The sequence below is a fragment of the Saccharopolyspora endophytica genome (assembly GCF_018070075.1).
Lineage (GTDB): Bacteria > Actinomycetota > Actinomycetes > Mycobacteriales > Pseudonocardiaceae > Saccharopolyspora > Saccharopolyspora endophytica.
On record NZ_JAGPXE010000011.1, the window covers coordinates 128,944 to 140,906 of the forward strand.

9 protein-coding genes are annotated in these 11,963 nt (G+C 68.1%); 7 read left to right on the top strand and 2 right to left on the bottom strand.

Features of this window, described 5'->3' with window-relative positions:
* Positions 1 to 8: 8 nt before the first annotated feature.
* From KBO27_RS24070 to ilvD, 3 genes are all read left to right on the top strand, one after another.
* Positions 9 to 647: an alpha-ketoglutarate-dependent dioxygenase AlkB family protein gene (locus KBO27_RS24070; RefSeq protein WP_246537903.1), complete on the top strand. Its 639-nt coding sequence runs from the start codon at positions 9 to 11 to the stop codon at positions 645 to 647.
* Positions 648 to 942: 295 nt separating this feature from the next.
* Positions 943 to 1,734 carry an acetoin reductase gene (locus tag KBO27_RS24075; protein WP_210972162.1) on the top strand — a complete coding sequence of 264 codons (792 nt, stop codon included), beginning with the start codon at positions 943 to 945 and terminating at the stop codon, positions 1,732 to 1,734.
* 213 nt (positions 1,735 to 1,947) lie between these two features.
* On the top strand, positions 1,948 to 3,618 hold the full coding sequence (ilvD, locus tag KBO27_RS24080) for a dihydroxy-acid dehydratase (RefSeq protein ID WP_210972163.1): 1,671 nt from the start codon (positions 1,948 to 1,950) through the stop codon (positions 3,616 to 3,618).
* Positions 3,619 to 3,744: 126 nt separating this feature from the next.
* Here the strand turns inward: ilvD and KBO27_RS24085 are convergent, their stop codons facing one another.
* Positions 3,745 to 5,349: a BCCT family transporter gene (locus KBO27_RS24085; RefSeq protein ID WP_281420855.1), complete on the bottom strand. Its 1,605-nt coding sequence runs from the start codon at positions 5,347 to 5,349 to the stop codon at positions 3,745 to 3,747.
* 467 nt (positions 5,350 to 5,816) lie between these two features.
* Between KBO27_RS24085 and KBO27_RS24090 the strand changes: the two genes are divergently transcribed.
* The 4 genes from KBO27_RS24090 (at position 5,817) to KBO27_RS24105 (ending at position 11,095) form a co-directional block, all read left to right on the top strand.
* The gene (locus KBO27_RS24090) at positions 5,817 to 7,124 is read left to right on the top strand and encodes a hypothetical protein (protein WP_307870584.1); all 1,308 of its coding nucleotides are present in this window, start codon (positions 5,817 to 5,819) and stop codon (positions 7,122 to 7,124) included.
* 259 nt (positions 7,125 to 7,383) lie between these two features.
* On the top strand, positions 7,384 to 8,538 hold the full coding sequence (locus KBO27_RS24095; RefSeq protein WP_210972165.1) for an alkaline phosphatase PhoX: 1,155 nt from the start codon (positions 7,384 to 7,386) through the stop codon (positions 8,536 to 8,538).
* 394 nt (positions 8,539 to 8,932) lie between these two features.
* A complete protein-coding gene (locus KBO27_RS24100) occupies positions 8,933 to 9,835 on the top strand; it encodes an AurF N-oxygenase family protein (protein WP_210972166.1) in 903 nt (300 codons plus the stop codon).
* A 303-nt stretch (positions 9,836 to 10,138) separates the two neighbouring features.
* Complete coding sequence (locus KBO27_RS24105) at positions 10,139 to 11,095, top strand: DUF6454 family protein (RefSeq protein ID WP_210972167.1); 957 nt, start codon at positions 10,139 to 10,141, stop codon at positions 11,093 to 11,095.
* A gap of 283 nt (positions 11,096 to 11,378) precedes the next feature.
* On the opposite strand, the gene KBO27_RS24110 is transcribed toward KBO27_RS24105, so the two are convergent.
* The gene (locus KBO27_RS24110) at positions 11,379 to 11,963 is read right to left on the bottom strand and encodes a PadR family transcriptional regulator (RefSeq protein WP_210972168.1); all 585 of its coding nucleotides are present in this window, start codon (positions 11,961 to 11,963) and stop codon (positions 11,379 to 11,381) included.

Sequence of the window (11,963 nt, forward strand, 5' to 3'; positions counted from 1 at the left end):
CGCAGGTGATGGAGCTCTTCCCGCGTCCGCGCACTGAGATCGCTCCGGGGGCGGTGCACGTCCCCGGGTGGCTGTCGCCGCAGTGGCAGCGGCGATTGGTGAGCGCCTGCCGGGAATGGGCCAGACCACCCGCCGGACTGCGGGCCGCTCGGTTGCCCAACGGCGCGCGGATGTCGGTGCAGACGGTGTGCCTGGGTTGGCACTGGTACCCCTACCGCTACTCGAAGACCGTCGACGACGGAGACCGCGCACCGGTGAAGCCGCTGCCCGGCTGGCTCGCCGAACTCGGCAGGCAGGCCGCCGCCGAGGTCGGCCCCGACCCCTACGACCCGGACATCGCGCTGGTCAACTTCTACGACGCCGGGGCTCGCATGGGCATGCACCAGGACCGCGACGAGCTCAGCCGCGCCCCGGTGATCTCGCTGAGCTTGGGTGACGAGTGCGTCTTCCGCTTCGGCAACACCGAGAACCGCAAGCAGCCCTACACCGACGTCGAACTGCGCTCCGGCGACCTGTTCGTCTTCGGCGGCCCGTCGCGGATGGCCTACCACGGTGTGCCCAAAACCCTTCCCGGGACGGCTGATCCAGCGATCGGCATGAGTTCCGGGCGCCTCAACATCACGCTGCGCGAGTCCGGAATGGACTGAGCCCGGCCCACAGCGCGAGGTGAGGCGAAGGTCGCGGACCGGATCCGCCCCCCCAACGGCCCGACCCGAAGCGGAGAAGTGAAATCCGCTTCGGGCCGGGCCGTCTCAAACTGAGACAGCCGAGGCCTGCCCGGTGTGCAGCGCCGCTCCTAGGCTCGCTGGCGATGTGAACGGGGCCACACGTCGGGTCACGGTCTCGTGAGCCGACGCATCAGCCCCGGCAAGTCTCACGCCCTGACACCGGCCCACACCGGCGCTCGCGCATGAGAACCGCCACCAGGAAGTGGAGAACTCCATGGCTGCTCACAACAACTCCCGCGTCGTGCTCGTCACCGGTGCCGCCCGGGGCATCGGCAAGGGGATCGCGCTGCGGCTCGCCGCCGACGGCCACGACGTCGCCGTCAACGACATCGACGCCAACAGCGACCAGCTCAAGGCCGTCGCCGACGAGATCACCGGACTGGGCAGGCGTTCGGCCGTCGCGGTCGCCGACGTCGCCGACCCGGACGCCGTGCAGCACATGGTCGACACCGTGGCCACCGAACTCGGGCGACTCGACGTGATGATCGCCAACGCCGGCATCGCCCAGGTCAAACCGCTCCTGGAGGTCACACCGGAGGAGTTCGACGAGCTCATGTCGATCAACCTGCGCGGCGTCTACCTCTGCTACAACGCCGCGGCCAAGCAGATGATCGAGCAGGGCGGCGGCGGCAAGATCATCGGTGCCGCCTCGATCGTCGGCTACCGGCCGTTCCCGCTGCTGGCGCACTACTCCGCCTCGAAGTGGGCGGTGCGCGGACTCACCCAGGCCGCCGCGATGGAGTGGGCGCAGTACGGCATCACCGTCAACGCCTACTGCCCCGGCATCGTCGGCACCGCCATGTGGGACCACATCGACGAGAAGCTCGCCGAGCACGAAGGACTCCGCAAGGGCGCGGCCATCGACAAGTACTCGGAACTGATCCACCTCGGCCGGGTGTCCGTGCCCGAAGACGTCGCCTCGTTCGTGTCCTACCTCGCCTCCAGCGATTCGGACTACATGACCGGGCAATCGGTGATGATCGACGGTGGAATCCAGTTCTCCTGATCGAGACGTGCGGTCGGGACGGTGAGCCCCTGACTCCGGTGTTCCCGCGCCGGCGTTTCCGCCGGCGCGGGGCCGGTGCTCGACATGCGACCCCTAGTGCGTGTTCCGGGAACCCGGACGGCGTTCCGGCGCGTGCTCGGCGTGGGAGGCGTGCTCGCGCGCGTGAGGACTGCCATCGTGGACCTCGTCGTCCCCTTCTGCCGAGGAGGCACCATGTCCGGTCCCGAGCTCCGCTCCCGCCAGGTCACCCAGGGCATCGAGCGCACGGCCGCGCGCGGCATGCTGCGCGCCGTCGGCATGCGCGACGCCGACCTGGTCAAGCCGCAGATCGGCATCGCGTCGAGCTGGAACGAGATCACCCCCTGCAACCTGTCGCTGCAGCGCTTGGCGCAGGCGGCGAAGGAGGGCGTGCACCACGCGGGCGGCTACCCCATGGAGTTCGGCACGATCTCGGTCTCCGACGGCATCTCCATGGGTCACGTCGGCATGCACTACTCGCTGGTCAGCCGCGAGGTCATCGCCGACTCGGTGGAGACGGTCGTCGAGGCGGAGCGGCTCGACGGCACCGTGCTGCTCGCCGGGTGCGACAAGTCCCTGCCCGGCATGCTGATGGCCGCCGCCCGGCTCGACCTGGCCGCGGCGTTCGTCTACGCCGGGACGATCCTGCCCGGCCACGTCGACGGTCGCGAGGTCAACATCGCCGATGCGTTCGAGGCCGTCGGGGCCTGCGCCCGCGGCCTGATCACCCGCGAGGAACTGACCGAGATCGAGCGCGCCATCTGCCCGGGCGAGGGTGCGTGCGCCGGCATGTACACGGCGAACACGATGGCCAGCGCGGCCGAAGCGCTGGGCATGGCCCTGCCGGGCTCGGCCAGCCCACCCGCCGTCGACCGGCGGCGCGACGGCATCGCTCGCGCCTCGGGCGAGGCGGTGATCGGTATGGTGGAGAAGGGGATCACCGCCCGGCAGATCCTGACCCGGGAGGCGTTCGAGAACGCGATCGCCGTCGTCCTGGCGTTCGGCGGGTCGACCAACGCCGTGCTGCACCTGCTCGCGATCGCCGCCGAGGCGGAGGTGCCGCTGGCGCTCGACGACTTCAACCGCATCGGCGAGCGCGTCCCGCACCTGGCCGACGTCAAGCCCTTCGGCGCGCACGTGATGAGCACCGTCGACCAGGTCGGCGGGGTGCCCGTGGTGATGAAGGCGCTGCTCGACGCCGACCTCCTGCACGGCGACGCCCTCACCTGCACGGGCCGCACCGTGGCGGAGAACCTCGCCGAGATCGACCCGCCGGACCTCGACGGGACCGTGATCCACGCGATGAGCGACCCCATCCACCCGGGCGGGATCACCGTCCTGCGCGGCTCGCTGGCCCCGGAGGGTGCCGTGGTGAAGTCCGCGGGCTTCGACGCCGCCGAATTCCGCGGGCGCGCCAGGGTTTTCGACGGCGAGCAGGGCGCCCTCGACGCCGTCTCCGACGGCACCGTCGTCGCAGGTGACGTCGTGGTGATCCGGTACGAGGGTCCGCGCGGTGGACCCGGGATGCGGGAGATGCTCGCCGTGACCGGGATGATCAAAGGTGCCGGGCTGGGCAAGGAGGTGCTGCTGGTCACCGACGGCCGCTTCTCCGGAGCGACGACCGGCTTGTGCATCGGGCACGTCGCGCCGGAGGCCACCGACGGCGGCACCATCGCGCTGGTCCAGGACGGCGACCCGATCGTGCTCAACATGGCCACCAAGACCCTCGACCTCGACCTCCCGCAGGAAGAGCTGGAGAAGCGGCGCAACGCCTGGACCCCGCCCACCCCGGGAAAGCGCACGGGCGTGCTGGCGAAGTACTCGAAGCTGGTCGGTTCCGCGGCGACCGGAGCGGTCTGCTCCTGACCTCTCGTCCACAGAGGACGTTCGGAGTCCCCGCGCCGGCACTCGCCGCCATCGTCGAGGCCGCGGCGGTGCCGGTCGGCACCGCCGCGGCCTCGAACCGCACCTAGCGCAGGGGAACCGCCGAGATCACCGGCTCTCGGTGCGGGTGGGTTCCGCGCTCACCACGGCGACCTCTCCGTCCTGCGGGGCCTCCTCCGACGGGGCTGCGCGGTGAACGCTGTTCGGGCCGTGCTCGTCCCGGAGCGTCTTGTAGAACGCCGCGCAGATGCCGACCAGGATGATCGCGAAGGGCGTCCCGGTGAGCACCGAGGCCTTCTGCAGCCCGTCGAGGCCACCGGACACCAGCAGCACGGCCGCGACCCCGGCCAGCAGCACGCCCCACAGCAGCCGCACCCAGGTCTTGGGGTTCGGCTCACCGCCCGTGGACAACTCGCCCAGCACCACCGTGCCCGCGTCGGCACCCGCCACGAAGAACACCCACAGCACGATCAGCGTGATCACCGACATGATCCCGGCCATCGGGTACTGCTGGATGAACACGAACATCCCGGCCGCGGGGCTCTGCTGCACGGTCTGCGCGATGTCACCGGCCAGACCGCTGCGCGCAAGCTGCAGCGCGGCACCGCCGAACACCGCGATCCAGATCATGCTGACCAGTGCCGGCACCAGCACGGTGGCCGCGACGAACTCGCGGATCGTGCGACCGCGCGAGATGCGCGCCATGAACAGACCCACGTACGGGGCCCAGGCGATCCACCAGGACCAGTAGAAGACGGTCCAGCTGCCCATCCACCCGTCATCCGGGCTGAAGGCGTCCAGCCGGAAGCTCATCGGGACGATGTCGCCCAGGTAGGCACCGAGTCCTTCGGTGAAGGCGTTGATCTGGGTGATGCTCGGGCCCACGACGAAGTAGAAGATCAGCAGGACCGGGGCGATGAGCATGCTGATGTTCGACAGCCACTTGATGCCGTGCTCGATCCGCGTCGTCGCCGAGCCCATGAAGGCGGCCGTGGTCAGGGCCAGCACGATCAGCTGCACGACGATTCCGGTGGGCAACCCGAAGGTCTCGCCCAGCCCCGCGGTCATCTGCAGGCCCGCCTGCCCCAGCGCCACGGCGATGCCGAACACCACCGCCAGCACCGCCAGCACGTCGATGACCTTGCCCAGCGGTCCGTCGACGCGATCGCCGAGCAGCGGCCGGAAGATCGCGCTGAGCAGTCCCCGCTCGTTCTTGCGGTGGGTGAAGTAGGCGACGGCCAGGCCCGCGACCGCGTAGATCGCCCACGGGTGCAGCGCCCAGTGGAAGAACGAGTACTTGATCGCCACCCCGGCGGCTTCGTCGCTGCCGGGCGGAGCGAGACCGAAGGGGACGTCGACGTAGTGCGACAGGGGTTCGGCCAGGCCCCAGAAGATGATCGCCGGACCCATCCCCGCCTGGAACATCATGGCGAACCAGGACATTCGGCCGAATTCCGGTTCGTCCCGATCCGCTCCGAGCTTGATCCGCCCGTAGCCGCTCAGACCCAGGTAGATGACGAACACGAGGAAGATGTTCGCGGTGAGCAGGAAGAACCAGCTCAAATCCGATACGACGTGATTGAACAGCTGCGTCGTCACGGTCCCGAACCCGTTCGGGTCCACCGCTCCCCACAGGACGACCAGCGCCGAAACGGCCATCGAAACCGCGAAAACGGTATGATCGGTCGCCCTTTTGTTCTGCGATTTTTTCATTGTGAAACCCTGATTCACCAGCTTGGAGAACTTCGGCACGAGCGGAATGCTCGCCACTCCCGTTGGGAACGACGAGTTTCGACAGGCGTGATGAACCTCCTCACAGGACACCCGCACCGGGCGTCGCCGGCTGTCGATGCGCCGGCATCACGACTTCATCCTGCGCCGCGGACTCAAGCTCGGCGCTGCCCGCGCCCAAAGCGATGTGCCACGTCCCGCACCGTGGCAGCAGGACCTCTTTCGTTGTGTGCTTCCGCAGAGGTTCTCAGCTGCGCACCGCTCGATCAAACGGATCGGGAAATCTGGCTAGACGAATTTTGAAAGGCTCCGATAAAGAACCTCTATCAGCGCTGCCAGCCGGCCATGGCCCTCCGGCCTGACGGACGCGAACGATGACCTTCGACTCTGGTCCCCTGCTCGCGCAGGCGTTGGACTGGACCGGGACGAGACGGCGGAGGTGATCAGTCGTGGTGAGGTTCGACCCGATGGTGCCTGCCGGGACCGAGGCGATGGCGGACCTGGCGGCCTTTCCACTGGTGGAAGCGCTCTTCGGTCGACGCTCCCGGCGCTTCGCCCTGGGCGACGAGATCCCCGACGGCCCCCTCGCCTACCGCTCCCGGCACGAACCCCTTCCGCTCACGGAGCTCGAACGGATGCTCGTGCTCAGCGCGATGGGCGGAACGACGGGCTGGCACTACTCGATCACCCGACACGCCCGCTACGCACCGCACGTCTCCAACTACGCCGGAGCAGCCGCCGGGCGCACCTTCCCCTCCGCGGCCGGGTTCCACACCGCCGAACTGTTCTTCACCGACGATTCAGGGCTCTACTACTTCCCCACCCGCGATGCGGGTGCACTCGTCGACCCGGCGGTCGAGGAGGTCACGCCGGAGCTGATGGTCGAACGCCATCGCGAGCGGTCACAACAGCTCTCGACCGGCAGGCTGCACCTTCCCGCCGAGGAGCCCTATCTCGAGGGGCACAACACCTGGTGCGTCAACGTTCCCGGTTCGCTGCTGGTCATCCCGGTGGCCGACCTGGCTCAGCACCTGATCGCCGTGCTGTGCTTCTTCGTCCAGAACGGCTACGCGGTCTACGACGACATCCACGACCGCAGGATCCCCGGCCTCGACGAGTTCAGCGGGTTGATCGACGTCGACGAGCCGTTCCCGCTGACCTTCACCGAGCAGTACGCGCTCACCGAAGCCACGGCCGAGTTGGCGACCGCCTGCTACGCGGGCGTGCTGATGCTGCAGGCGATGGGCCTCGGCGGCTGGATGTTCGACGGGATCGACCGATTCTCGATGCTCGGCGCCTCGGGCAACCCCGACGTACCAGGCCTCGGTTTCCGCTACGACGAGGACGAGCGCTGGTCGACGCCCAACCCCACCGGCCGCGAAGGCGTCTTCGAGGCCTGCTGCCCACCCCACCACCAGGACATGAGGGCAGCGGTGGACGCCTTCGCCGAACGCAAGTTCGGCCCAGGCGGCCCGTTCCACCGCGACACACCGGGCGCCTGGACCGACAGCCCCGGATTCCGCGCGAGCGCCCAGGTCCACGACGACGCGTTCAAGGCCTGCGTCGGACTCCAGGCCCAGTACATCTTCGACACCTTCGGCAAGTTCCCCGCAACGGTGCCGACTGTGTTCATCCTCAACTACGTCCAAGCCCACCACCTCGACCTGGACTTCTACGACCACTTCTTCAAACCCGGCGCCTACCTGCGCACGCACGCCACCCACATGCACGACTGGCACGACCACGAATCCCGTTGAGCCTCGACGTACCCACCAGGTGGTGAGCGCGAAGGAACGCGCCACGAGCGAGGAACGACTCCCCGATTGGCGACGAACTTCGCCATGGGAATGAAATAGTCCGCTTAGCAGAGCGGATTTTCACCATCATTGACCGGTTGAGGAAAGTTCACCGTCCCGGCACTCACCGGACACCGCTCACCCCATAGGTTTCCCGATGGCCGCAGCGCTTTTCTCCTGCGGCTCACCTTGTTCCGGCTTCTGACTGAAGGAGAACGCCGTGGAACGTCGGGATTTCCTCCGCGCCGCCGTCGTCGGTGGCACTGTGGCGACCCTGGGATTCAGCGTCACCCGCGAATCCATCGCCTATCCAGCCAAGACCGGCCCGAGCCCCTACGGAGCCCTGCAAGCCGCTGACGCCAACGGGATCGAGCTGCCCGCGGGCTTCACCAGCCGCGTGATCGCCCGCTCCACCGACACGGTCCCCAACACCGGCTACGCCTGGCACAGCGCCCCCGATGGCGGCGCGTGCTTCGCCGACGGCACCGGATGGATCTACGTCTCCAACTCCGAGATGAGCAGCGGCGCAGGTGGCGTCAGCGCCATCCGCTTCGACGCCAACGGCAACACCACCGGCGCCTACCGCATCCTGGGCGGCACCACCCGCAACTGCGCCGGTGGAGCGACTCCGTGGAACACCTGGTTGTCCTGCGAGGAGACCGACTTCGGATACACCTGGGAAACCGACCCCTGGGGCGTCAAGGCCGCAGTGCGGCGTGACGCCATGGGCCGGTTCAAGCACGAGGCCGCCGCCTGCGACCCCGACCGCAAGGTGATCTACCAGACCGAGGACACCAGCGACGGCTGCTTCTACCGGTTCATCCCCACCACCTGGGGAGACCTGTCCGCCGGCGGCGTCCTCCAAGTCCTCGTCGAGAGCGGGACCGCCCTGTCCTGGGTGGACGTTCCCGACCCCGACGGCAGCCCCACCCCCACCCGCGACCAGGTCTCCGGCGCCAAGATCTTCAACGGCGGTGAAGGCGCCTTCTACCGCAACGGCACCTGCTACTTCACCACCAAGGGCGACAACCGCGTCTGGGCGTACGACGCCGCCAACAACCAACTCCACGTCGCCTACGACGACAACCTGACCAGCAACCCACCGCTGACCGGCGTGGACAACATCACCGGCGCCACCGTCGGCGACCTCTACGTCGCCGAAGACGGCGGCAACATGGAGATCTGCATCATCACCCCCGACGACATCATCGCGCCGTTCCTGCGCGTCACCGGCCAATCCGCCTCCGAGCTGTGCGGCGTCGCGTTCAACCCCGCGGGCAACCGCATGTACTTCTCCTCGCAACGCGGCACCACCGGTTCCAGCAGCGGCGGCATCACCTACGAGGTCACCGGCCCCTTCCGCACCACCCTCTGACAACCCGCGCGCAGGTCGCTGGTGCCACAGCCGTCGGCACCAGCGACCTCTTGCTTTCCAACTCACCCCGGCAGCAGCCCTTGGACGATGCACCACAGCTGACCACGTCCGACGTCCCGACCAGCGCCGATCCATTGCGGACGGCCGGACTTCTCACCAGCGCCCTCCACAGCATCAACCGCCTGCCCAGGTCCCCGATTACGGCAGTAATCCGGGTTCGCCCCCACACCGCACAGCTCCTGGGCCACCTGATGCTCCAGTCGTCCACACGCCCTGCCGTTGATGCGCTCACCAGCGAAGTTCCATCGTCGGGGCCAAGCGACTCCGCGATCGCGCATTTATGGGGTACAGTCTGTTCCTGTTACTTCGAGTACCACGAACTGCGGAGGTGCGCATGACCGCCGTCGGTGTTGCCGGCCAGGGCGCTGAGCAGGACTTCTCCAGCCGACTGCTGGAGTCGTCGCAGACGCTCTCCTACGACCCCAGCACGGAGATCGACTGGGACGCACCGCTGCCCACCGATCAGTACGGGCTGAACCCCGAGTGGAGCACGCTCTACGGCACGCGGCTGTGGGACGAGCTCACCGAGGAGCAGCGGATCACGCTGACCAGGCACGAGGTGTGCTCGATCATGAGCACCGGCATCTGGTTCGAGATGATCCTGCAGCAGATGATCCTGCGCGACCAGTACGTGCAGGACCCCGCGAAGTCGGAGTTCCAGTTCGCGCTGACCGAGGTCGCCGACGAGTGCCGGCACTCGATCATGTTCGCCCGCATCTGCCAGAAGCTCGACGTCCCCGCCTACTTCCCCAGCAGGACCGTCATCGAGCTCGCACGCGGGCTGAAGAGCCTCGCAGGCGGCGAGGTCGCCTACGGCGCGGGCCTGGTCGCCGAGGAAGTGCTCGACGTCATGCAGCGCGACTGGATGCGCGGCGAGAACGTGCTCGACATCGTGCGCACGAGCTCGAAGATCCACGTGGTCGAAGAGTCCCGGCACATGAAGTTCGCCCGGGAGGAGATCAAGGAGCACATGCAGCGGGTCGGTCGGATCAAGCGCCACCTCAGCGCCACCGTGATCTCCATCGCCGCCTACGTCATCGTCAACGCCCTGGTCAGCCCGAAGGTCTACGCCGCGGTCGGGATCGACACCGAGCGCGCGCTCGCCGAGGTCAAGGCCAACCAGCACCGCAAGTCGCTGATGCGCAACGCGAGCTCGGGCCTCATGGAGTTCCTCGACGAGGCCCGCCTGCTCACCCCTCCGGCAATCGCGTTCTACAAGCGCGTGCACATGTACTGATCACACGGCCCTGCGCGTGCCGGTGGACGCGGCGTTCCCGCTCGGCGGGCCCACCGTCGAGCGGGCGCTCCGGCGTCCGCGCGTTCTTCCCACGGCCCATGCGTGGCGACCTCCTTCCCGCGCCGCCGGCACGTGCGGAAGCGGTGGCCGTTGCTCGTACGAAGCAGGTTCCGCAACTGTTCACGTGCGAGCCGTGGAGTTCGGCTCGGGCTTTGCATCGAATTGCTGCGAAGCCCCCATACGGGTGATCGCAGGCGCCGCGTCGCGCGCGGTCTCCCGACCCGAACGAGCCGGAGGACATGGATGAGAACCGCAGTCGTCGGCGGCCTCGCGACGGCCTTCCTCGGAGCGGTGATCGCTCCTTACGCGTTGGGAATCGCAGCGACCCATGATTCCCCAGCGCGTGATGACGCCGTCGTGGACGCCTTCCAGCACACGAGCCGCTCGACCGAGTGGCAGTTGGAGCAGCGGATTCCACTTCGCTTCCCGTCCCACCACCCGCAGGGACTGGCCTCCGTCGGCGACCGCCTGTTCCTGTCCACTGTGGAAATCATCGAAAAGCCGCAGAAGTACCCGGAGCCCGTCGACGGGTACGACCGCTCGCCGGGTCGGGGTGTGGGGCATGTCCTCGTGCTCGACCGGCAAGGAAACCTGATCCGCGACGTCGTGCTCGGCGAGGGCACCATGTACCACCCGGGCGGGATCGACTTCGACGGCGAGTCGCTGTGGGTGCCGGTGGCCGAGTATCGCCCGAACAGCAGCTCGATCGTCTACCGCCTGAACCCCGGCACGCTGCAGGCCGAGGAAGCGTTCAGGGTCTCCGACCACGTCGGCGGAACCGTTCGGGACCGCGTCACCGGCACCGTGCACGGAGTGAGTTGGGGATCGCGCACGCTCTACCGGTGGACCGCCGCAGGACGCGAGCTCTCCCGGCAGGACAACGCCGGTCACTTCATCGACTACCAGGACTGCGACTACGCGGCGAGCCAGGCGATGATCTGCGGCGGTATCGCTGAATTGCCCACCGCTGACGGCGGCGCCTTCGAACTCGGCGGGCTGGCGCTGGTCGACCTCCGGGACAACCGGATCCGGCACGAGGTGCCGATGCAGCAGCGATCCGCGGCCGGTCACGTCACCACCCGCAACCCGGTCCACCTGGAGCACGACGCCGGAACGCTCCGCCTGTGGTCGGCACCCGACGACGGCGACGAAATCGGCGGCACCGAACTCCTCGTGCACCGGGCCACGACGGACCGCTGAATCTCGTCACCCAGCGTGGCTTTCGTTGCCCGTGGTCGTGGTCCGCTGACCATCCATCCCGATAGCGCGGATCGAGGGTGACCGACGCTGTTCCGTGAATTCCTTGGCGACGTCCTCGACCGGCCACAGTGGGCCGACGTCGCAGCGGATACCGGAGCGCACCACAAGGCAACCCAGAGCGGCAGAACTAAGACCGACAAGGCTGTTCAGCCGGAAGCCTTGTCACCCTGGACACCTCCACGCTCGTGGAGAGCACCGTTGACCCGCTCGCGACCGCGAGTCTTCAGGTGCTGTGCAGTTCGTCGAGGAGGGTGAAGCCGTCCTGGATCCACGCCAGTTCGGTGCGAGCGCGGGCGATCAGTCCGTCGTAGGCGTAGATCTTGCAGCGGACGGACAACTCGGCCTCGCGCTCGTCCAGATCGGCGATCCGCGCCGCCAGGGTGGGGTGGGTGCGGTCGGCGAGGGTCGCCCGGGTGTCCTCGAGCGTCGCCAGGTGCTCTTCCCAGTACGCCTGCTGCTGCCGCAGCTGCTCGCGCACCGCCGCGGGGTCGGCGAAGTCGAAGTACGCGGCCTTCAGATAGGCGGGGTCGCGCTGCCACTGCGGCACCAGGGGTGATTCCATCCACTCCCGGAACTCGGCGAGGCCCGCGTCGGTGACGTGGTACTCCTTCTTGGTCCCCTTCTTGCCCCAGGGGACCTCGACCGAGGTGAGCAGCCCGTCGCGCTCCATCCGGTTGAGCGCGGGGTAGATCTGCGAGTCCGGGGCGTGCCAGACGTGCGCGACCGAGCGGCTGAAGCTCTTGGAGATGTCGTAGCCGGTCATCGGACGACCCGTCAGCAGCGCGATCAGCGCATATCGCAGCGACAA

What these genes read in the sequence shown, in the direction of transcription:
- ilvD (WP_210972163.1), top strand. Translation starts at nt 1,948, where the DNA reads ATGTCCGGTCCCGAGCTCCGCTCCCGCCAGGTCACCCAGGGCATCGAG.
- KBO27_RS24105 (WP_210972167.1), top strand. Translation starts at nt 10,139, where the DNA reads ATGAGAACCGCAGTCGTCGGCGGCCTCGCGACGGCCTTCCTCGGAGCG.
- KBO27_RS24070 (WP_246537903.1), top strand. Translation starts at nt 9, where the DNA reads ATGGAGCTCTTCCCGCGTCCGCGCACTGAGATCGCTCCGGGGGCGGTG.
- KBO27_RS24075 (WP_210972162.1), top strand. Translation starts at nt 943, where the DNA reads ATGGCTGCTCACAACAACTCCCGCGTCGTGCTCGTCACCGGTGCCGCC.
- KBO27_RS24100 (WP_210972166.1), top strand. Translation starts at nt 8,933, where the DNA reads ATGACCGCCGTCGGTGTTGCCGGCCAGGGCGCTGAGCAGGACTTCTCC.
- KBO27_RS24085 (WP_281420855.1), bottom strand. Translation starts at nt 5,349, where the DNA reads ATGAAAAAATCGCAGAACAAAAGGGCGACCGATCATACCGTTTTCGCG.